18 protein-coding genes are annotated in these 22419 nt (G+C 59.2%); 12 read left to right on the top strand and 6 right to left on the bottom strand.

Annotation, left to right across the window (positions count from 1 at the left end; translation table 11 throughout):
* Window positions 1-24 precede the first annotated feature (24 nt).
* Window positions 25-1152, top strand: coding sequence for an NAD(P)/FAD-dependent oxidoreductase (locus ACA075_RS04890; protein WP_497297518.1), 1128 nt, complete (start codon window positions 25-27; stop codon window positions 1150-1152).
* Between the two features lie 89 nt (window positions 1153-1241).
* On the top strand, window positions 1242-1868 hold the full coding sequence (locus ACA075_RS04885) for a helix-turn-helix transcriptional regulator (RefSeq protein ID WP_462025647.1): 627 nt from the start codon (window positions 1242-1244) through the stop codon (window positions 1866-1868).
* A 133-nt stretch (window positions 1869-2001) separates the two neighbouring features.
* Here ACA075_RS04885 and ACA075_RS04880 read toward each other — a convergent pair whose 3' ends face one another.
* The 6 genes from ACA075_RS04880 to ACA075_RS04855 form a co-directional block, all read right to left on the bottom strand.
* Window positions 2002-2778: an ABC transporter substrate-binding protein gene (locus ACA075_RS04880; RefSeq protein ID WP_497297516.1), complete on the bottom strand. Its 777-nt coding sequence runs from the start codon at window positions 2776-2778 to the stop codon at window positions 2002-2004.
* 306 nt (window positions 2779-3084) lie between these two features.
* Window positions 3085-3537, bottom strand: coding sequence for a molybdopterin synthase catalytic subunit MoaE (gene moaE, locus ACA075_RS04875; RefSeq protein WP_219095795.1), 453 nt, complete (start codon window positions 3535-3537; stop codon window positions 3085-3087).
* Window position 3538: 1 nt separating this feature from the next.
* Entirely contained in the window at window positions 3539-3781 is a 243-nt protein-coding gene (gene moaD, locus ACA075_RS04870; protein WP_010463101.1) for a molybdopterin converting factor subunit 1, read from the bottom strand.
* Window positions 3778-4251, bottom strand: a complete 474-nt coding sequence (gene moaC, locus ACA075_RS04865; RefSeq protein WP_059406245.1) for a cyclic pyranopterin monophosphate synthase MoaC — start codon at window positions 4249-4251, stop codon at window positions 3778-3780. The genes moaD and moaC overlap by 4 nt, the downstream gene beginning before the upstream one ends.
* Window positions 4252-4501: 250 nt before the next feature.
* Complete coding sequence (locus ACA075_RS04860; RefSeq protein WP_131063347.1) at window positions 4502-5896, bottom strand: PhoH family protein; 1395 nt, start codon at window positions 5894-5896, stop codon at window positions 4502-4504.
* 348 nt (window positions 5897-6244) lie between these two features.
* Window positions 6245-7369, bottom strand: a complete 1125-nt coding sequence (locus ACA075_RS04855) for a polysaccharide deacetylase family protein (protein WP_497297515.1) — start codon at window positions 7367-7369, stop codon at window positions 6245-6247.
* 328 nt (window positions 7370-7697) lie between these two features.
* On the opposite strand from ACA075_RS04855, the gene yaaA reads away from it, so the two are divergent.
* The 10 genes from yaaA to ACA075_RS04805 all read left to right on the top strand — a co-directional run bounded on the left by yaaA (window position 7698) and on the right by ACA075_RS04805 (window position 22409).
* The gene (gene yaaA, locus ACA075_RS04850) at window positions 7698-8477 is read left to right on the top strand and encodes a peroxide stress protein YaaA (protein WP_497297514.1); all 780 of its coding nucleotides are present in this window, start codon (window positions 7698-7700) and stop codon (window positions 8475-8477) included.
* Between the two features lie 810 nt (window positions 8478-9287).
* Window positions 9288-10604 (top strand): nucleotide sugar dehydrogenase, encoded by a 1317-nt coding sequence (locus ACA075_RS04845; protein WP_219095791.1) that lies wholly within the window; start codon window positions 9288-9290, stop codon window positions 10602-10604.
* A 121-nt stretch (window positions 10605-10725) separates the two neighbouring features.
* Complete coding sequence (gene alg8 / locus ACA075_RS04840) at window positions 10726-12207, top strand: mannuronan synthase (RefSeq protein ID WP_497297513.1); 1482 nt, start codon at window positions 10726-10728, stop codon at window positions 12205-12207.
* A 35-nt stretch (window positions 12208-12242) separates the two neighbouring features.
* Window positions 12243-13412 (top strand): PilZ domain-containing protein, encoded by a 1170-nt coding sequence (locus ACA075_RS04835; RefSeq protein WP_497297512.1) that lies wholly within the window; start codon window positions 12243-12245, stop codon window positions 13410-13412.
* A 138-nt stretch (window positions 13413-13550) separates the two neighbouring features.
* The gene (algK, locus tag ACA075_RS04830) at window positions 13551-14930 is read left to right on the top strand and encodes an alginate biosynthesis TPR repeat lipoprotein AlgK (RefSeq protein WP_497299201.1); all 1380 of its coding nucleotides are present in this window, start codon (window positions 13551-13553) and stop codon (window positions 14928-14930) included.
* Window positions 14927-16414 carry an alginate export family protein gene (locus tag ACA075_RS04825; protein WP_497297511.1) on the top strand — a complete coding sequence of 496 codons (1488 nt, stop codon included), beginning with the start codon at window positions 14927-14929 and terminating at the stop codon, window positions 16412-16414. The genes algK and ACA075_RS04825 overlap by 4 nt, the downstream gene beginning before the upstream one ends.
* Window positions 16415-16440: 26 nt before the next feature.
* Window positions 16441-18030 (top strand): mannuronan 5-epimerase AlgG, encoded by a 1590-nt coding sequence (gene algG, locus ACA075_RS04820; protein WP_497297510.1) that lies wholly within the window; start codon window positions 16441-16443, stop codon window positions 18028-18030.
* 10 nt (window positions 18031-18040) lie between these two features.
* Window positions 18041-19489, top strand: coding sequence for an alginate O-acetyltransferase (locus ACA075_RS04815; RefSeq protein ID WP_497297508.1), 1449 nt, complete (start codon window positions 18041-18043; stop codon window positions 19487-19489).
* Between the two features lie 11 nt (window positions 19490-19500).
* Entirely contained in the window at window positions 19501-20634 is a 1134-nt protein-coding gene (locus ACA075_RS04810; RefSeq protein WP_497297507.1) for a mannuronate-specific alginate lyase, read from the top strand.
* 209 nt (window positions 20635-20843) lie between these two features.
* On the top strand, window positions 20844-22409 hold the full coding sequence (locus tag ACA075_RS04805; RefSeq protein ID WP_497297505.1) for an MBOAT family O-acyltransferase: 1566 nt from the start codon (window positions 20844-20846) through the stop codon (window positions 22407-22409).
* Window positions 22410-22419 lie beyond the last annotated feature (10 nt).

Below are 22419 nucleotides of genomic sequence, written 5' to 3'. Positions count from 1 at the left end.
ATTTGCGCTCGACAGGAGACGTTCATGAGCCAGGCAGATTTCATCATCATCGGCGGCGGGATTGCTGGCGCTTCCACCGGTTTCTGGCTGTCGCAGCACGCCCGAGTGATTGTGCTCGAACGCGAATCCCACCCGGCTTATCACTCCACCGGACGATCCGCCGCGCTGTATACCGCCGCCTATGGCACACCGCAGGTTCGGGCGCTGACCCAGGCCAGCCGCGAATTCTTCGACGCACCGCCAGCCGGTTTCTGCGAACACCCGCTGCTGACCCCGCGCGGCGAGATGACCGTGGATTTCACTGGCGACCCCACCGAGCTGAACAATCAATACCTGAGCGCCAAGGCCACGGTGGCGGAGATGCAACTGCTCACTGCCGACGAAGCCTGCGCGCGCCTGCCGATCCTGCGCCGTGAAAAAGTCCATGGCGCGATCTACGACCCCAGCGCCAGCGACATCGACACCGATGCCCTGCACCAGGGTTACCTGCGCGGTATCCGTCGCAACAAAGGCGAAGTCCACACCGACAGCGAAGTGCTGAGCCTGACCCGAAACACCGAAGGCCTGTGGCAGGTCCAAACCAACGGTCAGACCTTCAGCGCACCGATCATCATCAACGCGGCAGGCGCGTGGGCCGACAAACTCGGCGAGCTCGCCGGCGCCAAGCCGTTGGGCCTGCAACCGAAGCGGCGCGCGGCGTTCATCTTCGCCGGCCCCGAGGGCGTGGACATCCACCATTGGCCGATGCTGGTCAGCCTCGACGAATCGTTCTACATGAAACCCGACGCCGGAATGTTCCTCGGCTCGCCCGCCAACGCCGACCCGGTGGAGCCGCACGATGTGCAGCCCGAAGAGCTGGACATCGCGATGGGCATCTACCAGATCGAAGAAGCCACCACCCTGACCATCCGCCGTCCGACCCGCACCTGGGCCGGCCTGCGCAGCTTCGTAACGGACGGAGATCTGATCTGCGGCTTCGACCAGCACGTACCAGGGCTGTTCTGGGTCGCGGCGCAAGGCGGCTACGGCATCCAGACATCACCCGCCATGGGCCAGGCCAGCGCAGCGCTGGTACGCGGTGAAGCCTTGCCCGAACAGCTCAGCCGTTTCGGTCTGGACGCCGAGATGCTTTCCCCTGCCCGCCTGGGCTGATTTTCGTCCTCAGGTGACGTGTCGACACGATTGCGGCACACTTCCAGCGCCCTTTTTGCAGGGCGCTAAGCTGCCTGGAGCTCCACTGTATGAACGCACCTGAAAAAGACCCGGCCTTGGACAACTACCGGGCAATCGCCGATGCGATCGCTACGTTGTTCTTCCCTCATGCCGAGGTGGTGCTGCACGATCTGCGCACGCAAAAAATCGATTACATCGCCAATAACCTGTCCAAGCGCGAAGTGGGCGATGACGCGGCACTGGAGGACATGCTCAGCGACGATGTCAGCGAACGGAACATCGGGCCATACGAAAAGCTCAATTGGGATGGCCAGAAGATTCGTAGCCTGAGCAGTGTCTTGCGCGACAGCGACGGCCACCCGCTGGCGGTGCTGTGCATCAACCTGAACATCTCGCTGTTCGAAAATGCCAAGGCCGCGCTGGACCTGTTCCTGTCGCCAAGCAAGTTGATTCCGCAGCCGGACTCTCTGTTTCGCGATGACTGGCAGGAGCGCATCAATACTTTCCTGCACGCCTGGTTGCGCGAACGTCAGTTGAGCCTGAACCTGCTGACGCGCGACCACAAACGCGAACTGGTGTTGGCGCTGCACGCCGAAGGGGCCTTCAAGGGCAAAAGCGCTTCGAACTATGTGGCCAATGTGCTGAACATGGGGCGGGCGACTGTTTACAAGCATTTGAAGGAACTGAAAGGCTAGAGCCTGAGAGGTGTGTTGTTTGATCGGGCCTCTTCGCTGGCAAGCCTCGCTCCTACAGTTTCAGTGTTGTTCATTCGACGGATGAACGACGCGAAACCCTGTAGGAGCGAGTCTTGCCCGCGAAGGCAATGTATCAGTCGCCGTAGATGTCGGACTTGAAATACTTCTCGGAAATCTTCTGATACTCGCCACTCGCACGAATGCCATCAATGGCCGTGTTCAACTCGGCAACCAACTCGCTATTACCCTTGCGCACCGCAATCCCGGCACCCTCGCCCACGTATTTCGGATCCTTCAACTCCGGCCCGACAAAGGCATAGCCCTTGCCACGCGGCATCGCCAGGAAGTCACTCAGTGGGATGGTGTCGGCAAAAATGGCGTCGAGACGACCGGCTGCCAGGTCCATATAGATTTCTTCGTTGTTGCCGTAGCGCTTGACGTTGATGCCCTTCGGTTCAAACACCTCGGTGGCGTAACGGTCGGTGGTGGTGGCGCGCTGCACACCGACCGTCTTGCCCTTGAGGCTGGCGTACTGGTCATCCACGGCCGCGCCTTCCTTCATCACCAGACGCGATGAAGTGAAGTAGTACTTGTGGGAGAAATCCACCGATTTCTTGCGGTCTTCGTTGATGGTCATGGACGACAGCGCCATGTCGATTTTCTTCACTTTCAAGGAAGGAATCAGACCGTCGAATTCGCCTTCGACCCACACGCACTTGACCTTCATCTGCGCGCACAGGGCATTGCCGATGTCGTAGTCGAAACCAACGATCTCGCCCTTGTCGGTTTTCGACGCGAAGGGTGGATAAGCGGCTTCGATGCCGATGCGCAGGGTTTTGTCGGCGGCGAACAGCGTGCTGCACGCCAACAGGCTCAGCGCCAGACCGGTGATGAGGGGGAGCTTCTTCATGTTCGTTCTCTCGCGGGTTGTTGTTGGTTTGGCAAGACAGAAGAAAGAGCTGAAACGGGGGAACGCCTTTTTTGTACTTATAATTCCATACTGGACTTTTATGTATAGACCGTCAATTGGGGAAAATGAAGATGTGCCGGCCGGTGGTCGGGCGGTGGGTCATTGGGATTTTTGGTGTTGCTGATGGCCTCTTCGCTGGCAAGCCTCGCTCCCACAGGTTTTACGTTGTTCACATAATCTATGCACGACACAAAACCTGTGGGAGCGGGCTTGCCCGCGAAGGCGTACTTGCAGACACCGCAGGAATTATTGTTTCCAGCGATCCGCCGCCGCATGATCGCTGTCACGCCCTTCCACCCAGCGCGGCCCGTCGCTGGTGTTTTCCTTCTTCCAGAACGGCGCACGGGTTTTCAGGTAGTCCATGACAAAGGCGCAGGCGTCGAACGCCGCTTGGCGGTGGGCGCTGGCGGCGCCGACGAAGACGATCGGTTCACCCGGTTCCAGGGCGCCGATCCGGTGCAGCACTTCAAGCTTGAGCAGCGGCCAGCGCTGTTCAGCTTCCAGGGCGATTTTGCCGAGGGCTTTTTCGGTCATGCCCGGATAGTGCTCGAGAAACATCCCGGCCACATCGAGCCCGTCATTGAAGTCGCGCACGTAGCCGACAAAACTCACCACCGCCCCAACGCCGACATTGGCGGCGTGCATGGCATTGACTTCCGCCCCCGGATCGAACGCCGTGGACTGCACGCGAATCGCCATGTCAGCCCCCGGTCACGGTCGGAAAGAACGCCACTTCGTCACCGTCAGTCACCGGTTCGTCGAGCTGGCAGAGGTCCTCGTTGCGAGCGCACATCAGGTTCTGCTCACTCAGCACCTCGGCACCGTCACGCTGAGCCAGCAGCGCACGCACATCGTCGACCGTGGCGAAATCGCCTTCAACCTTGATCGAGTCCACGCCGAGCGCTTCGCGGTAGCGGGCAAAAAACTTCACGGTGACGTTCATGGCTGATCTGCCTGGAAATGGCCGCTCTTGCCGCCGAGTTTTTCCAGCAGCCGCACGCTTTCGATGGTCATGCCACGGTCCACGGCCTTGCACATGTCGTAGATCGTCAGCGCGGCGACACTGGCAGCGGTCAGCGCTTCCATCTCGACGCCGGTCTGCCCGGACAACTTGCAGCGCGCGACAATGCGCACGGTGTCATCGCCTTCGGCACTCAGCTCGACCTTGACGCCGGTGAGCATCAGCGGATGGCACAGGGGAATCAGGTCGCTGGTTTTCTTCGCTGCCTGAATGCCGGCGATGCGCGCCACGGCGAACACATCCCCCTTGGGGTGACCGCCACTGACGATCATCTGCAGGGTTTCGGGGAGCATGCGCACCAGCGCTTGAGCGGTCGCTTCACGGAACGTCACGGCTTTTTCGGTGACGTCGACCATGTTGGCGCGACCTTGGGAATCGAGATGAGTCAGCACAGGTTTACTCCTGATCAGGAGCGTCGATTGTAAACCTGCGGGTCAATTTTCCGCACGTTTGATTATTTGATGGATAGCCCTTGTAGGAGCGAGGCTTGCCCTCGAAGGCGGCGTGTCAGACAGATTGATGTTGAATGTGCCGCCGTCTTCGCGGGCAAGCCTCGCTCCCACAAGGGGATTTGTGTTGGGTATAAAAAAAACGGGCGGCCTTTGGGGCCGCCCGGTTCCGGTTCCGGTTCCGGTGATGGAGTTACAAATGCGTTTCGGCGTATTCGGCCAGAATCGAACGCGGCACCCCTTGCAGGGTGATGTGTACACCGTTGGGGAAATCCTTGAAGCGCTCAGTCAGGTACGTCAATCCGGAGCTGGTCGCGGACAGGTAAGGGGTATCGATCTGCGCCAGGTTGCCCAGGCACACCACTTTGGAACCGGCACCGGCACGGGTGATGATGGTTTTCATCTGGTGCGGTGTCAGGTTCTGGCATTCATCGATCAGGATCAGACTCTGCTGGAAGCTGCGGCCTCGAATGTAGTTGAGGGATTTGAACTGCAACGGCACTTTGCTGAGGATGTAATCGACGCTGCCATGGGTGTTTTCATCATCCATGTGCAAGGCTTCGAGGTTGTCGGTGATGGCGCCCAGCCAAGGCTCCATTTTTTCCGCTTCGGTGCCGGGCAGGAAACCGATTTCCTGGTCCAGCCCCTGCACGCTGCGCGTCGCAATGATCCGCCGGTAGCGCTTGCTGACCATGGTCTGCTCAATCGCTGCGGCCAAGGCCAGGATGGTTTTACCGGAACCGGCAGCACCGGTCAGGTTGACCAGGTGGATATCCGGGTCAAGTAAGGCGTACAGCGCCAGGCTCTGATAGATGTCACGCGGTTTCAGGCCCCAGGCTTCCTGGTGCAGCAGCGGTTCCTGGTGCAGGTCAAGGATCAGCAGCCGGTCTTCCTCGATCTCCTTGATCCAGCCGACAAAGCCCTGTTCGTCGATGATGAACTCGTTGATGTGCACGGCCGGCAGGTTATCGATCAGCTTCACCTGGTGCCAGGTGCGGCCATGGTCCTGACGGGTTTCGACCTTGCTCACGAGGTCCCAGAAGGAGCCGGTCATGTTGTGGTAACCGTTGGGCAGCAGCGATACGTCATCGACCAATTGGTCGGTGCTGTAGTCCTCGGCCGCGATCCCGCACGCCCGGGCCTTGAGGCGCATGTTGATGTCTTTGGTGACCAGCACCACGGGCAGCTTGGGTTCGCGCGCGTGCAAGTCGATCAACTGGTTGATGATGATGTTGTCGTTCAGGTGTTCGGGAAGAATGATGTTCGGCTCGGCACGCTTGCTCATCAGAATTGACAGCAAACCCTTGGGCCCACTTTTGCCACGCTGGATCGGTACACCAAGCTCGACATCTTCGGGGCTGGCATCGCCCAGGGTCTTGTCGATCAGGCGAATCGCCTGACGGCATTCCGCAGCCACGCTGTGATGCCCGCTCTTGAGCTTGTCCAGCTCCTCAAGCACGGTCATCGGGATGGCAACGTGGTGTTCTTCGAAGTTAAGCAGGGCGTTTGGATCGTGAATCAATACGTTGGTATCGAGTACATAAAGGATTGGCTGGTTGGAGGAAGAACTACGTCCGTGATCATCCATACTCGGTCACCTTTGTGGGAGCCATTCGACGCAATACCTTGGCGGTGCTGCGCCTCGAAGTGACTACCGAATTCACCTGCGGGGACTCAAGTGAACTGCATCCATAGCGGGGTCTTGGGAGACGCCACCTGTGTTGCAGGTTTCGGCGGTCTGTCTTCGTAATACTCCAAAACCCATGACAGAAAAAAGTACTTTGACGTTTTTTTGAAGTTTATTTTTCAGAGTGACCAATAGCACTAGGCGGATGGCCATCACCCCGTTAAAGTCGGAAGTCCGCCTGCATCGAAATCTGCTCGAAAATCACCCCGACGTACCCTCCTCCCCAATGATTCCGGGCTTTTTACGGTTTCAGCGAAATGCGTCCTGACAGTCCTCCCAACCGATCCCGCTTTGCGCCGTTTGCGTAATGAGCCAGGGCATCGCCGTTTTGACTGCATCCTGCTTCACGTTGAAGTTGATCACCCCATGTCGCCATAACAGCATCAGCGTCAACACGCGCTGGGCGCTCGGGTTGCCCTTGAGCTTGCCGGCGCCATCCTGGGCATCGATGTCCCACAAGGCTACTTGCAAACCCTGAGCCTTGAAGAAGCCTTCGGCATCCGAACGACGCTGACCATCGGGCGGGCGGAACAGCGGCACGTAATTCTCCGGCAGTTTGCTTTTGACCAGGTCGACGCTACGGCGCACCGAATCCTGCCAGTCCTGCCAGTGGCTGTGGGAGCGAAACTCCCAGCCTTGCACACCAATGCATTGCGTTGAATACGTCGCTTGCAGACTGGACACCGAGCGCTCGGCCAGGCGCGCCTGGATGTCTTTGCCCAGCACGAAGAACGTACCGCTCATGTTCGACTTGCGCAGGTACTCCGTGACCCAGCCGGTGTTGTCCGGCATGACATTGGCGGCGCTGTCGAAGGTGAGCAAAAACAGCCGGTCATGCATCTCGTCGCCGTTGCGCTCATAGTCGCCAAAACGATCGACTTCGCTGCTGCTCTGGGGGGACAGTGCCGCCTTGCGCAGTTGCTCGTCCAGATATTGGGCGTGGAACAACCGACTCGGCTCCGACCACTTGATGTAGTAGCTGTCGTCGCTGACCTGAAACTTGGCCGCTTGCTGGCGCAGGGTGTCCATGTCCTCGACGAGGAAACAGAAAGAAGCATCCTGATCGCAGCTCTGCTGGGCGAAGTTGTAGTTGGTGAGCAGGCGCTGCCACAGGCGTTGGCGCAGGTTGTTGACGGCCTCCAGATTGATTTTCCGCAGGCCCAGGCGTTGGGCCAGGGCCGGCTCATCCAGCGATTCGCTGGCCAGCAACACCCGCGCGAACATGAGGATTTCGGCGCGTGATGCGACGTCGAACAGCGTCGGGCTGCTGAGCTGTTCCGGCCAGGTGCTGCGATCCAGCGTCGCCACATCGCCCGGCGCCGCCATGGCACCGAAGCTCAAGAGCCACGCCGATAATAGAAAAACGATACGCAAAGGGATGTCTCCATAACAAAACCCGCGCGGCACTATAGCTGATCCGGCCCACATTCCCGCAGCAGCACCGAACCCATTGTGGCGAGGGAGCTTGCTCCCGCTGGGCTGCGAAGCAGCCCCAAACCTGCGATCTGATTCCTTCTGGTGAAACCTGCGCAGCAATCTTGCGACCGCTTCGCGCTCGAACGGGGGCAAGCCCCCTCGCCACAGGGATCTCCATTTGCCAGGAGAATCTGGTTCACCACCGATCATCACCTATGGACTTGATAGCTGGAGTCAACCGGCCCAACCCCCTAGAATCGCCCCCACGATTAAAGGAGACGACTTCATGCTGATGGTGATTTCCCCCGCCAAGACCCTCGACTACGAAACACCGCCGGCGACCCAGCGCTTCACCCAGCCGCAATACCTCGACCATTCCCAAGAGCTGATCATGCAGCTGCGCGACCTGACGCCCGCGCAGATCAGTGAGTTGATGCACGTCTCCGACAAGATCGGCGGCCTCAACGCCGCGCGTTTCGGCAGCTGGACGCCAGCGTTCACTCCGGAAAACGCCAAGCAGGCGTTGCTCGCCTTCAAGGGTGACGTGTACACCGGCCTCAACGCACAAACTTTCAGCGAAGCCGATTTCGATTACGCGCAACAGCACTTGCGCATGCTCTCAGGCCTGTACGGCCTGCTGCGCCCTCTGGACTTGATGCAACCGTATCGTCTGGAGATGGGCACCAAACTGGCAAATGCACGTGGCAAGGATCTGTATGCGTTCTGGGGCACCCGGATCAGCGAATGGCTGAATGAAGCCTTGGCCGATCAGGGCGACGACGTGTTGCTGAACCTGGCCTCCAACGAGTACTTCTCGGCGGTCAAACGCAATGCCCTGAACGCGCGCATCATTAATACCGACTTCAAGGACCTGAAGAACGGCCAATACAAGATCATCAGCTTCTACGCGAAAAAAGCGCGCGGAATGATGAGTCGTTTTGTCATTGAAGAGCGCGTCAACGACCCGGCAGAGCTCAAAAAATTTGACGTTCAAGGCTATCGCTACAGCGCCGAGCAGTCTAAACCGGACCATTTGGTGTTCCTGCGCGATCACGCGCCCGAGTAAGATCCGGATCGGTGCACGACGGTAAAAAAATCGTCGTGCGCCGCCGTCTGATCGTCCAACAATTTCCCGCCTTATTCGCCGATTTATTGGCGCCAGAAATCCATCGCCCGATATTCTAACTTTAGTTTCACTCGACTTTGATGATTTTTTTCAGTAGTGGCACTGAAAATTTTTATCGGTAGTGGCACAAAACTATCGGAGCCGATAATAAGCCTATATATAAAGGGCCAAACGGTAAGTGCTATCAGTATGAGAGCAGTGCCATCTTTCTCAATATTTCAAGAAATTTCAGAATTCGCGATGGGCGGACAGGAACTATGTCCAAATGCGTAGCTCATACCACCGGTAACGATTTTCTCAATGCATGTACGAGATAACTTACGCAGAGAAGAGTGTCACGTAGCGAAGTTGTCATATTAACTTCTGCAGACTGGGCCTCTAATTTGGGCAACACATAAAGGACAGGAGATACGCTTATCAATATCCCCTTCAAGGCCAAGGCTGCGCCCCTATAAACGTGCTCATCTGAGCACCCAACCGCTTGATTTACGGGCTTCTGGCCTGGCATTGAGCGCGCAAGACCTTTGCACACGGTCCTCTGATCAGAAGATCGGCTGCATAACAGGGCACATCAGAATAATAAGGCCTAGTTGCGCACATCTTGAGTGCACTTATTTAGACACTCGGAACTTTGTATGCCTGCACGCGGCACTGCGGCGCCTGTAAGGCCGCACTTGCGAGTGCACTATACCGCTGAACACCATTAACTCCGGCCATGTAATGGCTTGATAAAACACAGAGGTAATTGCGATGCGCATCAGCATATTTGGTTTGGGTTACGTCGGCGCAGTATGTGCCGGTTGCCTGTCTGCACGGGGCCATGACGTCGTTGGCGTCGATGTTGCCAAAGACAAAATCGATATGATCAACGCCGGCCGTTCGCCGATCGTTGAACCGGGTCTGGGCGAACTTCTGAAGAAGGGTATCGAGACGGGCAAATTGCGCGGCACGACCAACTTCGCCGAAGCGATTCGCGACACCGACCTGTCGATGATCTGCGTCGGTACGCCGAGCAAGAAGAACGGCGACCTGGAACTGAACTACATCGAAGCCGTGTGCCGCGAGATCGGTTTTGTCCTGCGTGACAAGACCACCCGCCACACCATCGTGGTTCGCAGCACCGTTTTGCCGGGCACTGTCGCAAACGTTGTCATCCCGATCCTCGAAGACTGCTCCGGCAAGAAAGCCGGTGTTGATTTCGGCGTTGCAGTGAACCCTGAGTTCCTGCGTGAAAGCACCGCGATCGCCGATTACGACCTGCCGCCAATGACTGTCATTGGCGAGTTCGACAAGGCCTCGGGTGACGTTCTGCAATCGCTGTACGAAGAGCTCGACGCACCGATCATCCGCAAGGACATCGCTGTCGCCGAGATGATCAAGTACACCTGCAACGTGTGGCACGCCACCAAAGTGACCTTCGCCAACGAGATCGGCAACATTGCCAAGGCGTGCGGCGTCGATGGTCGCGAAGTGATGGAAGTGGTCTGCCAGGACAAGACACTGAACCTGTCCCAGTACTACATGCGCCCAGGCTTCGCGTTCGGCGGCTCTTGCCTGCCGAAAGACGTGCGCGCCCTGACCTACCGCGCCGGTGCCCTGGACGTGGAATCGCCTTTGCTGAACTCGCTGATGCGCAGTAACGAGTCTCAGGTGCAGAACGCCTTCGACATCGTTTCCAGCCACGACAAACGCAAAGTCGCCCTGCTGGGCCTGAGCTTCAAGGCCGGCACCGATGACCTGCGCGAAAGCCCGCTGGTGGATCTGGCGGAAATGCTGATCGGCAAGGGTTACGACCTGAGCATCTACGACAGCAACGTCGAATACGCACGTGTCCACGGCGCGAACAAGGATTACATCGAGTCGAAGATCCCTCACGTCTCATCCTTGCTCAACGCCGACTTTGACGACGTGATCGCCAACTCCGACGTGATCATCCTCGGCAACCGTGACGAGAAATTCCGCGCCCTGGCGCAGAACGCTCCACACGGCAAGCAAGTCGTCGACCTGGTTGGCTTCATGTCCAAAGCCACCAGCGTCAGCGGTCGTACCGAAGGCATCTGCTGGTAACAAGCGGTATCGGGAGGGTTTGCGGCGCTCACAAAGCGCGCAACCCTCCCGGCTTTTTCGCCTGCCTTAACCCCATCGGGCCACCCCACAGGCTCGCCCGAGATAGAGACGGATGCAGATTATGCACAGGCTAAAGCACGGCCTACTTCAGGCCGCCGGTTGGCTGTTTTACTTAAGTATTTTGATGGGCATCGCCATGGCGTTGCCTGCGTCCACGTTCGACTCCGAGTCGAAGGACTTCATTTTCCTGATTGGTTTTATCGGGATCTGGCGCTACTCGATGGGTGCCACGCACTTTCTGCGCGGCATGCTGTTCCTGTACGTGGTCTACCCGCACCTGCGGCGCAAAGTGCGCAAGCTGGGTGAAGCGGCAAACCCCTCCCACGTATTTCTGATGGTCACCAGCTTCCGTATCGATGCCCTGACCACCGCACAGGTCTACGCCTCCGTCATTCGCGAAGCCATCGACTGCGGCCTGCCAACCACCATGGTGTGCTCCATCGTGGAAATGTCCGATGAGAAGCTGGTGAAAAGCCTTTGGACGAAGATGAATCCGCCGGATCGGGTCAAGCTCGACTTCGTGCGCATTCCTGGCACCGGCAAGCGTGATGGCCTGGCCTACGGTTTCCGCGCCATCTCCCGCCACCTGCCGGACGACCGCGCAGTGGTTGCAGTGATCGATGGCGACACCGTGCTCGCCGAGGGCACCGTGCTCAAGACCGTGCCGTGGTTCCAGCTGTTCGGCAATGTCGGCGGCCTGACCACCAACGAGTTCTGCGAAGTGCGCGGCGGTTACATCATGAGCGAGTGGCACAAACTGCGATTCGCCCAGCGCCACATCAACATGTGCTCGATGGCCCTGTCCAAGCGCGTGCTGACCATGACCGGCCGGATGTCGGTGTTCCGCGCCACCGTGGTCACCAACCCGGACTTCATCGCCGACGTGGAAAGCGACTCGCTGCAACACTGGCGCCTGGGCCGCTTCAAGTTCCTGACCGGTGACGACAAGTCGAGCTGGTTCAGCCTGATGCGACTGGGCTACGACACGTTCTACGTGCCCGACGCCGCGATCCACACCGTGGAGCATCCGCCGGAAAAAAGTTTCATCAAGGCCAGTCGCAAACTGATGTTCCGCTGGTACGGCAACAACCTGCGCCAGAACGCCCGCGCCCTGGGCCTGGGGGTTAAACGCCTCGGCCTGTTCACCTCGGTGGTGCTGTTCGATCAGCGCGTGTCGATGTGGACCTCGTTGCTGGGCTTGACGGTCGCGCTGATCGCCAGCTTCAAGTACGGCACCGCGTTCATCCTCGTGTACCTGCTGTGGATCGGCATTACCCGCCTGATCCTGACCGTGTTGCTGTCGTTGTCCGGTCACCGGATCGGCCCGGCCTACCCGGCGATTCTCTATTACAACCAGATCGTCGGCGCGATGGTGAAGATCTACGTGTTCTTCCGCCTCGACCGACAGTCCTGGAGTCGCCAGCCCACTTCCCTGACCCGTGATCTCGCCAGCTTTCAAGGTTGGTTCAACACTTGGTCGTCTCGGACCATGACCTTCTCCGCCGGCAGCATTTTTGTTGCCGTGCTGCTGATGATGGTCTGACCGAACTCGCCTGAATTAACTAGGAAATCGCCCATATGAATACCGCCGTCAACGCCAACGTAGTGCATGAGTCAGAAGCCCAGCGCCAGCACGCCCGAGTAAAAATCCCGGCCAAGCTGCGCTTCTTCGGTCCCGACCGGACCCCGATGGAAGCTCGAGTGATCGACCTCTCCGCTGGCGGTCTGGCCTTCAACGCCGGTCAACTGCCGCTGAAAATCGGCGACGTGTACAAGGCTCGCCTGCAATTTGTCATCGATAACCTCGGCCTGGCCATGGACGTGGAGCTGCAAGTGCGCTCCTTCGACCGCCCGACCGGTCGTGTCGGTTGCCAGTTCCAGAACCTGGAACCACAAGACATTTCGACCCTGCGCCACCTGATCACCTCGCACCTGGCCGGCGACATCGTCAGCATGGGTGAAGTGCTGGCGACCCTGCAGCGCGACAACTTCACCAAGGCGCGCAAGATGAAGGACGGCGGCCACGGCATGACCGCGTTCGGTCGTCTGCGTGCAGTGACCTTCAGCCTGGCGATTTTCCTCGTCGGTCTGGCGGCGTTCGGTTTCATCTTCAAGTCGGTGTACGGCATGTACTTCGTCAGCCACGCCCAGGCTGGCCTGGTCAGCGTGCCGGGGATGAACATCACCATGCCGCGCGACGGCACCGTGCAGAGCCTGATCAAGGCTGACGGCGTTGCCGCCAAAGGCGCTCCGCTTGCGACCTTCAGCACCAGCATGCTCGATGTACTCAAGGGCCACCTTGACGACAATCAACTGCAACCGGCCAAGGTTGAAGAGCTGTTCGGCAAGCAAATGACCGGCACCCTGACGTCGCCATGCGATTGCACCGTGGCCCAGCAACTGGTCGCCAACGGTCAATACGCCAGCAAGGGCGACGTGATCTTCCAACTGGTGCCGCGTAACAGCGAAGCCAACGTTGAAGCACGCTTCACCTATCGCCAGTTCGGTGATGTGCTGCCAGGCAGCGCAGTCAGCTTCCAGATCGCCGGTGAAGACACCACCCGCAGCGGCAAGATCGTCAGCAGCACCAGCCTGAAAAGCGCCGACCTTTCCTCCGACATCCGCGTGCTGATCCAGCCGGACGAGCCGCTGGACAGCAAGTTCGCCGGTCGCCCGGTTGAAGTCAACGCCACCCGTGGTCCGAACCTGAACTGGCTGATCGACAAAGCCATGGCTTCCGGTCTTTAAGCAGAGGACATGCCCGTGACCATCACAAAAATCTCGAATACGCCGCAGTCCCTGTGGGAGCGAGCCTGCTCGCGATGGGATCGCCGCGGTTTGTCTGATGTACCGAGCCGCTTGAATCGCCAGCAGGCTGGCTCCCACATGGGTACGGTGTGTGCTTTGGCCCTGGCCGTGAGCCTGGCCGGGTGCGTCGGCCTGCCCGACCAGCGTCTGGCCAACGAAGCCCTCAAGCGCGGCGACACCGCGCTGGCGGCGCAGAACTATCAGCAACTGGCAGACCTGGGCTACAGCGAAGCCCAGGTTGGCCTGGCCGATATCCAGGTCGACAGCCGTGACCCGGCACAAATCAAACAGGCCGAGGCGACTTACCGCGCCGCGGCCAGCGTTTCGCCGCGGGCCCAGGCTCGCCTCGGTCGCCTGCTGGTGGCCAAGCCGGGTTCCACCGAAGCCGAACAGCACGAAGCCGAAGGCCTGTTGAAAAAAGCCTCGGCCGCTGGTGAAGGCAACACCCTGATCCCGCTGGCGATGCTGTACCTGCAATACCCGCACAGTTTCCCGAACGTCAACGCCCAGCAGCAGATCAGCCAATGGCGCGCCGAGGGCAAACCGGAAGCGGGCCTGGCTCAAGTGCTGCTCTATCGCACCCAGGGCACTTACGACCAGCACCTGGACGAAGTGGAAACCATCTGCAAAGCCGCGTTGAACACCACCGACATCTGCTACGTCGAACTGGCCACGGTCTATCAGAAACAGGCCAAGCCTGAGCAACAGGCCGAACTGATCAAGCAGATGCAAGCCGCTCACGCTCGCGGCACGGTGACGGCGCAACGTGTGGACAGTGTGGCTCGCGTGTTGGGTGATGCGAGCCTGGGCAAGACCGACGAGAAAACCGCTCAGTCGCTGCTCGAAGGCATCGCTCCGGGCTACCCCGCTTCCTGGGTCAGCCTCGCGCAATTGCTCTACGACTTCCCGGAACTGGGTGATGTCGACACGATGATGAAGTACCTGGACAACGGCCGCGCCGCCGACCAGCCACGTGCCGAACTGTTGCTTGGCAAGCTCTACTACGAAGGCAAAATGGTGCCCGCCGACGCGAAGGCCGCCGAAGAACACTTCAAGAAAGCCGTCGACCGAGAGGTGGCCGCCGATTACTACCTCGGCCAGATCTACCGTCGCGGTTACCTGGGCCAGGTCTATTCGCAGAAAGCGCTGGACCACCTGCTCAAGGCTGCGCGCAACGGCCAGAACAGCGCCGACTTCGCCATTGCCCAACTGTTTTCCCAAGGCAAGGGCACCAGGCCCGACCCGCTTAACGCTTACGTCTTCAGCCAATTGGCCAAGGCGCAGAACACCCCGCAAGCCACCGAGCTTGCGCAAACACTCGAAGCCCAACTGCCGCCTGCCCAGCTCGCCGAGGCCAAACGCCTGTTGAAACAAGAACAGGACGTTCGTGGTGCCTTGAGCCAGAACACGCTGGAACTGCATGCCCTGCAAGAAGAAGACGGCGAGGAATCCCTATGAAGTTGAATCCATTCGTGAAGGCCGGTATCGGCCTCTCATTCGCCCTCTTGTGGTCGTGCCCGACCCTGGCGGCCCTGACTGAAAACCAGAACTACGGCCTGGACGTGAAAATCACCGCTCAGTCCGAAGACGATACCGACCTGGGTACCGCGAGCGGCGGCGACGTCAACGGCGTCGGCCTCGACTTGCGTCCATGGGTCTATGGCGAGAGCGGCGCGTGGAGCGCCTATGCCATGGGTCAGGCCGTGACGTCCACCGACATCATCGAGACGGACACCCTGCAACAGTCCGACAGCGACGGCACCCAGGCCACCGATAACGGTGATCGCAAAACCAAGAAAAACTACCTGGCGATGCGTGAGTTCTGGGTCGGTTACCGCGGCCTCACACCCTACCCCGGCGAGATGCTCAAGCTCGGTCGCCAACGCCTGCACAATGACGATGGCCAATGGCGCGACACCAACATCGAAGCCTTGAACTGGACCTTCGACACCACGCTTTTGCGCGCCAACGCCGGTGTTGCCGAACGCTTCAGCGAGTACCGCACCGACCTCACCGAGCTGGCGCCGAAAGACAAGGATCGCCTGCACGCTTACGCCGATGCGGCGTATCAGTGGACGCCGGGCAACTGGGTCGGCATTCGCGGTCATCACACCCACGATGACGGCAAACTCGACTACGCGCAGCCGGGTGTTCCTGCCGATTCTCTGGACAAGAAACAGAACGGCGATATCAGCTGGATCGGCCTGACCGCCGACAGCGATGCCTACAACTGGCGCAACACCAACACCGTCAACTACTGGGGCAGCGTCACCGGCATGAGTGGCGACCGCGACGAGGTGAACCCGCTGAACGCCGACGGCACCGCGCCGGCACAAGCCAAAACCAGCGGCAACGTCGATGGCTGGGCCACTGACCTGGGTGTGCGTCTGCGCCTCGATCCGCAATGGCAAGTCGGTGCAGCGTATGCCCGCGCCAGCGCCGATTACGAACAGAACGGCCTGGAAAGTAACCGCTCGAACTACACCGGTACGCGCTCGCGGGTTCACCGTTTCGGCGAAGCCTTCCGTGGCGAAATGCAAAACATGCAGACCGCTACGTTGTTCGGTTCGTGGATGCTCAACGACGAATACGACGCCAGCGTGATCTACCACAAATTCTGGCGTGTCGACGGTAACAAGCCGGTCGGCAGCAACGGCATCAACGCCGTCGAGAACAATACCGACGACGGCACCGGAGCGATTCTTTCCAGCACATCCCTGCCGCTGGAAGACGGTAGCAAGGACCTCGGCCAGGAAATGGACGTAGTCGTCACCAAGTACTTCAAGCAAGGCCTGCTGCCAGCCTCCCTCAGTCAGTCGATCGATGAGCCTTCGGCCCTCGTGCGTTTGCGTGGCGGTGTGTTCAAGCCAGGCGATGCGTATGGCAAAGGCGTTGACTCGTACATGCACCGCGCGTTTATCGACGTGATCTGGCGCTTCTGATGCGAACCGCTAAGGGAGTTCCTGACATGAACAGTCCGAAGAGAGGCTCGATAACCTTACTGGCCGGCGCGATGCTGCTGGCCAGCGCGGCAGCCTTCGCCACAGTTGAGCCGGCATCGCCCGTTCAAAAAGGGCAACCGGCGACCATTGCCAAAGGGTTGCAACAGGCCAAGACCTACACCGTCAGCAGCGCACCGACCGCACCGCTGGAACTGGAAAAACCGAAACTGCCGGACACCTCCGGCTACACCGCCGAAGCCATCGCCGCGAAAGTCGTGCGCACCAAGCCCGGCAAGATCAGCGTGCGCCGGATGATGCAGGAAAACGCCCTCAAGGACTTCATCGGCGGCGACAACAAAATGGCTGAATGGGTGGTGCGTCAGCACGGCATCCCGCAGGCGATCTTCGTCGACGACGGCTACATGAACCTCAAGGACCTGGCCAAGAAAGTACCCAAGCAGTACTTCAGCGAAACCTCGCCGGGCGTGTTCCTGGCGAAGTTGCCGATCGTGGTGGGTGAGAAAGGCATCCTGGAAATCGACAAGCAGACCCAGGAATTGCGCCTGTCCCAAGAGTCCGGTTCGTTCCTGGTCAACGACGGCCAATTGTTTGTGCGTGATACCAAAATCACTGGCTGGAGCGAGAAGGCAAACGGCCCGGCGGCCTTCAAGTCGGCCAAGGAATTCCGTCCGTTCCTGCTGTCCTGGGGCGGCACCGAGACCTACATCGCCAACAGCAAGATCGCCAGTTTCGGCTACGCCAACAGTAAGTCCTACGGCGTGAGTATTTCCCAGTACACGCCGAACATGGCCAAGGTGCTCAAGCGCCCTGAACCGACCGGCTGGATCGTCGGCTCCGAGTTCTCGGACATGTGGTACGGCTTCTACTGCTACGAAACCCGCGACTTCGTGGTCAAGGGCAACACCTACAAAGACAACATCGTCTACGGCATTGACCCGCATGACCGTTCCCACGGTCTGATCATTGCCGACAACACGGTGTACGGGACCAAGAAGAAGCACGGGATCATTATTTCCCGTGAGGTCAACGACAGTTTCATCTTCAACAACCGCAGCTACGACAACAAGTTGTCGGGCCTGGTGATCGACCGTAACAGCGTGAACAACCTGATCGCCTACAACGAGATCTACAAGAACCACACCGACGGCATCACCCTCTACGAGAGTGGCGACAATCTGATTTACGGAAACAAGGTGATCAGCAACCGTCGCCACGGCATCCGTATTCGTAACAGCGTGAACATTCGCCTCTACGAAAACCTCGCCATGGCCAACGGCCTGACGGGCGTCTACGGCCACATCAAGGACCTGAGCGACACCGACCGGGACATCAAGCTCGACCCGTTCGACGCCCAGGTCTCACTGATCATCGTCGGTGGCGAACTGGCCGGCAACGGCAGCGGACCGCTGTCCATCGACTCGCCGCTGAGCGTCGAGTTGTACCGCGTGTCCATGCTCGCCCCGACCAAATCCAGCGGCATCAGCTTCAGCGGGATTCTTGGCGAGCGCCAGGATGAAATTCTCGACCTGCTGGTGCGCCAGCAGAAAGCCGTGCTGATCGACCCTGTCGAACGCCAGACCGAAATGCAGGACTGAGGATAATTTTATGCACCCACACTTGATCAAATTACTCAGCCTGTCGGCCCTGACCGCCGGCATTCTCGCGGCCAGCGCCGGCGTCCGTGCCGATGAAGTCAAAGCCCCGAGCTTCAGCGCCGAGCCGTGCTGCAACCTGTGCCCCGAAGCCCATGACGCGAAGAACTACACCACGCGCTATCAGCAGAACTTCACCACGCTGGTGCAGGCTCAGGGCGATTGGTTGTTCCGTACCCAGGAAGACTTGCGCACCGAATTCGACACCACGCCCGCCGGCTACAAACGCATGAAAGAGCTGCACGATGCGTTCAAGAGCAAAGGCATAGAACTGGTCGTCGTTTACCAGCCGACCCGTGGCCTGGTGAACCGCAGCAAGCTCAATCCGGAAGACAAAGCCAAGTTTGATTTCGACAAGGCGCTGAAGAACTACAAGACCATGCTTGGCCGTTTCGCCGCCATGGGCTACGTAGTTCCGGACCTGTCGCCGCTGACCAACGAATCGCTGCCCGACACCTTGCCGGCCCACGATTTCTACTTCCGCGGCGACCAACACTGGACGCCGTATGGCGCCCAGCGCACGGCGAAAATCGTCGGCGAGAAAATCAAGCAATTGCCTGAGTTCGCTGACATTCCCAAGCGCGAATTCGAGAGCCATAAGTCGGGCCGCATGGGCAAGACCGGAACATTACACAACATGGCCGGTCAACTCTGTGGCACCAGCTACGCGATCCAGTACATGGATCAGTTCACCACCGAGCCAAAGGGCGAAGCGGCCGACGGCGACCTGTTCAGTGACTCCGGCAATCCCGAGATCACCCTGGTCGGCACCAGCCACAGTGGCAAGAACTACAACTTCGCCGGTTTCCTCGAAGAGGCCATCGGCGCCGACATCCTCAACGTGGCGTTCCCCGGCGGTGGCCTGGAAGGTTCGATGCTGCAGTACCTGGGCAGCGAAGAGTTCCAGACCAAGCCGCCGAAGATTCTGATCTGGGAATTCTCGCCGCTCTATCGCCTCGACCAGGAAACCATCTACCGCCAGATGATGGCGCTGCTGGACAACGGTTGCGAAGGAAAGGATGCACAGATGACCGGCAGCACCACGTTGAAACCGGGCAAGAACGAATTGATGGTCAACAGCAAGAACCTGAACCTGCAAAACAGCAGTCACCAGGTCGACATCCGCTTCGCCGATCCGTCGGTGAAAACTCTGCAAGCCACCCTCTGGTACATGAACGGTCGCCACGAGGACATCAAAATCGATAAACCGGAAACTTCCGACACCGACGGGCGTTTCGCCTTTGAGTTGCGCACGGACGAAGACTGGGCCTCGCAGAATCTGCTGGCCGTCGAAATCCAGGGCCCTGAAGCGGGTGCCACGCCACAGAAAGTTGAAGCGAAGATCTGCAAACGCAATGTATTCCCTGGCGCTGGGCAACGTACCGCTCAAGCCGGGCAGTGAGGCAATCTCTTATGACATGCATGCAAACCCGAACTTTGAAAAAGTTAATCGCGCCCTCCCTGCTGACGTTGGCGATGTTCGCCGGCGCCACCCAGGCTGCCGCGCCACTGCGTCCGCCACAGGGCTACTTCGCGCCGATTGAAAAAGTCAAAACCGGCGACAAGAGCGAAGGCTGTGACGCGGTCCCGACGCCATACACCGGCTCGCTGCAATTTCGCAGCAAATACGAAGGTTCCGACAAGGCCCGTTCGACCCTGAACGAAGCCTCGGAAAAAGCTTTCCGCGACACCACCGCCGACATCACCAAGATTGAGCGCGGCACCAGCAAGCGCGTGATGCAGTACATGCGTGACGGTCGTCCGGAACAGCTTGAATGTACGTTGAGCTGGTTGACCGCCTGGGCCAAGGCCGATGCGTTGATGTCCAAGGACTTCAACCACACCGGCAAGTCCATGCGCAAATGGGCGTTGGGCAGCATGGCCTCGTCCTACATTCGCCTGAAGTTCTCCGACTCCCATCCGTTGGCGAACCATCAGCAAGAGTCGCAATTGATCGAAGCCTGGTTCAGCAAAATGGCGGATCAGGTGGTCAGCGATTGGGACAACCTGCCGCTGGAAAAAACCAACAACCACTCGTACTGGTCTGCCTGGTCGGTGATGGCAACGTCCATCGCCACCAACCGCCGTGATCTGTTCGACTGGTCGGTGAAGGAATTCAAAGTCGGCGCCAATCAGATTGACGCCCAGGGTTTCCTGCCTAACGAACTGAAGCGCCAGCAACGCGCCCTCGCCTACCACAACTATGCCCTGCCGCCACTGGCGATGATCGCCAGTTTCGCTCAGGTCAACGGTGTGGACTTGCGTCAGGAAAACAACGGCGCGCTGAAACGCCTGGGTGATCGAGTGCTCGCGGGCGTCAAAGACCCGGACGAGTTCGAGAAGAAGAACGGTAAGGAACAGGACATGACCGACCTCAAGGTCGACTCGAAATTCGCCTGGCTCGAACCGTTCTGCACGCTCTACACCTGCTCGCCGGATGTGCTCGAGAAAAAACACGAGATGCAGCCGTTCAAGACCTTCCGCCTCGGGGGTGACCTGACCAAGGTCTACGACCCGGCCAACGAGAAAGGCAAAAAAGGCTCCTAGGAACAATACAAAACCCTGTGGGAGCGGGCTTGCCCGCGATTGCAATCTGACATTCAACATGATGTCGACTGCCCCACCGCTATCGCGGGCAAGCCCGCTCCCCCAGGGTCAGTGTCGAGTTTGAGTTTTGTGAGTTAGCCCCCCGGTTTTCGGTGGGGGGTTTGGGGGGGCTGCGGCCCTTGACTGTGGTTAAACATGGAGAGACCGGGATGGTATTTTCATCCAACGTGTTCCTGTTTTTGTTCCTGCCGATCTTTCTCGGCATGTACTACTTGAGCGGAATACGCTATCGCAACCTGCTGCTGCTGCTCGCCAGCTACGTGTTCTATGCCTGGTGGCGTGTGGACTTCCTAGCGCTGTTCGCAGCCGTCACGTTGTGGAACTACTGGATCGGCCTCAAAGTCGGAGCCGCAGGCGTTCGGACCAAACCGGCACAACGCTGGTTGCTCCTGGGCGTGGCTGTCGACCTGTGCATCCTCGGCTACTTCAAGTACGCCAACTTCGGCGTCGACAGCATCAACGCGATGATGACGTCGGTCGGTCTGTCGCCGTTCATCCTGACCCACGTGCTGTTGCCGATCGGGATCTCGTTCTACATCTTCGAGTCCATCAGCTACATCATCGACGTCTACCGGGGAGACACCCCGGCCACGCGCAACCTGATCGACTTTGCCGCATTCGTGGCGATCTTCCCGCACTTGATCGCCGGCCCGGTGTTGCGTTTTCGCGACCTTGCCGACCAGTTCAACAACCGCACCCACACCCTCGACAAGTTCTCCGAAGGTGCCACGCGGTTCATGCAGGGTTTCATCAAAAAGGTCTTTATCGCCGACACCCTCGCGGTGGTGGCCGACCATTGCTTCGCCTTGCAGAACCCGACCACGGGCGATGCCTGGCTGGGCGCCCTCGCCTACACCGCGCAGTTGTATTTCGACTTCTCCGGCTACAGCGACATGGCCATCGGCCTGGGCTTGATGATGGGTTTCCGCTTCATGGAAAACTTCAAGCAGCCGTACATCAGCCAGTCGATCACCGAGTTCTGGCGTCGCTGGCACATCAGCCTGTCGACCTGGCTGCGTGACTACTTGTACATCACCCTCGGCGGCAACCGTAAAGGCACGCTGATGACGTATCGCAACCTGTTCCTGACCATGCTGCTCGGTGGTCTGTGGCACGGCGCGAACATCACCTACATCATCTGGGGTGCGTGGCACGGCATGTGGCTGGCGATCGAAAAGGCCCTGGGCCTGAACACCTCGCCACGCAGCATCAACCCGATCCGCTGGGCCCTGACTTTCCTGCTCGTGGTCATGGGCTGGGTGATCTTCCGCTCGGAAAACCTGCACGTCGCCGGTCGCATGTACGGCGCGATGTTCAGCTTCGGCGAATGGTCACTGTCGGAACTCAACGCGGCCAGCCTCACCGGTCTGCAAGTGGCAACCCTGGTGGTGGCTTACATGACCCTGGCGTTCTTCGGCATCCGTGATTTCTACAGCAACCTGCCGCCTGAGAAGACCAAGCCTGTTGTGAACGTCGAGGCCGATGGCCCGGCCGCTGCCACACCTGGAATGATCAAAGCCGTACCGGGCGACAACCCGGGCAGCATCCACGAGCCTGGCTACACCGTCGGCGTTGAAGCGACTGTGCAACCGGCTTACTGGACGGCGGACTGGTCGCGTTACGTGATGCGCACGCTAGTACTGGTGCTGTTCATCGCCTCGATTTTCAAACTCTCGGCGCAAAGCTTCTCGCCGTTCCTTTACTTCCAGTTCTGAGGGATCTGAC

The sequence above is a fragment of the Pseudomonas sp. LBUM1663 genome (genome assembly GCF_059695905.1).
The sequence above is the reverse complement of the archived record's forward strand: the minus strand, read 5'-3'. Positions and strand labels throughout refer to the sequence as shown.

Excerpts from the sequence above, each read along its gene's own strand:
- ACA075_RS04890 (WP_497297518.1), top strand. The coding sequence starts at position 25 with ATGAGCCAGGCAGATTTCATCATCATCGGCGGCGGGATTGCTGGCGCT.
- ACA075_RS04885 (WP_462025647.1), top strand. The coding sequence starts at position 1,242 with ATGAACGCACCTGAAAAAGACCCGGCCTTGGACAACTACCGGGCAATC.
- ACA075_RS04880 (WP_497297516.1), bottom strand. The coding sequence starts at position 2,778 with ATGAAGAAGCTCCCCCTCATCACCGGTCTGGCGCTGAGCCTGTTGGCG.
- moaE (WP_219095795.1), bottom strand. The coding sequence starts at position 3,537 with ATGGCGATTCGCGTGCAGTCCACGGCGTTCGATCCGGGGGCGGAAGTC.
- moaD (WP_010463101.1), bottom strand. The coding sequence starts at position 3,781 with ATGAACGTCACCGTGAAGTTTTTTGCCCGCTACCGCGAAGCGCTCGGC.
- ACA075_RS04860 (WP_131063347.1), bottom strand. The coding sequence starts at position 5,896 with ATGGATGATCACGGACGTAGTTCTTCCTCCAACCAGCCAATCCTTTAT.
- yaaA (WP_497297514.1), top strand. The coding sequence starts at position 7,698 with ATGCTGATGGTGATTTCCCCCGCCAAGACCCTCGACTACGAAACACCG.
- ACA075_RS04845 (WP_219095791.1), top strand. The coding sequence starts at position 9,288 with ATGCGCATCAGCATATTTGGTTTGGGTTACGTCGGCGCAGTATGTGCC.
- alg8 (WP_497297513.1), top strand. The coding sequence starts at position 10,726 with ATGCACAGGCTAAAGCACGGCCTACTTCAGGCCGCCGGTTGGCTGTTT.
- ACA075_RS04835 (WP_497297512.1), top strand. The coding sequence starts at position 12,243 with ATGAATACCGCCGTCAACGCCAACGTAGTGCATGAGTCAGAAGCCCAG.
- algK (WP_497299201.1), top strand. The coding sequence starts at position 13,551 with ATGGGTACGGTGTGTGCTTTGGCCCTGGCCGTGAGCCTGGCCGGGTGC.
- ACA075_RS04825 (WP_497297511.1), top strand. The coding sequence starts at position 14,927 with ATGAAGTTGAATCCATTCGTGAAGGCCGGTATCGGCCTCTCATTCGCC.
- algG (WP_497297510.1), top strand. The coding sequence starts at position 16,441 with ATGAACAGTCCGAAGAGAGGCTCGATAACCTTACTGGCCGGCGCGATG.
- ACA075_RS04815 (WP_497297508.1), top strand. The coding sequence starts at position 18,041 with ATGCACCCACACTTGATCAAATTACTCAGCCTGTCGGCCCTGACCGCC.
- ACA075_RS04810 (WP_497297507.1), top strand. The coding sequence starts at position 19,501 with ATGACATGCATGCAAACCCGAACTTTGAAAAAGTTAATCGCGCCCTCC.
- ACA075_RS04805 (WP_497297505.1), top strand. The coding sequence starts at position 20,844 with ATGGTATTTTCATCCAACGTGTTCCTGTTTTTGTTCCTGCCGATCTTT.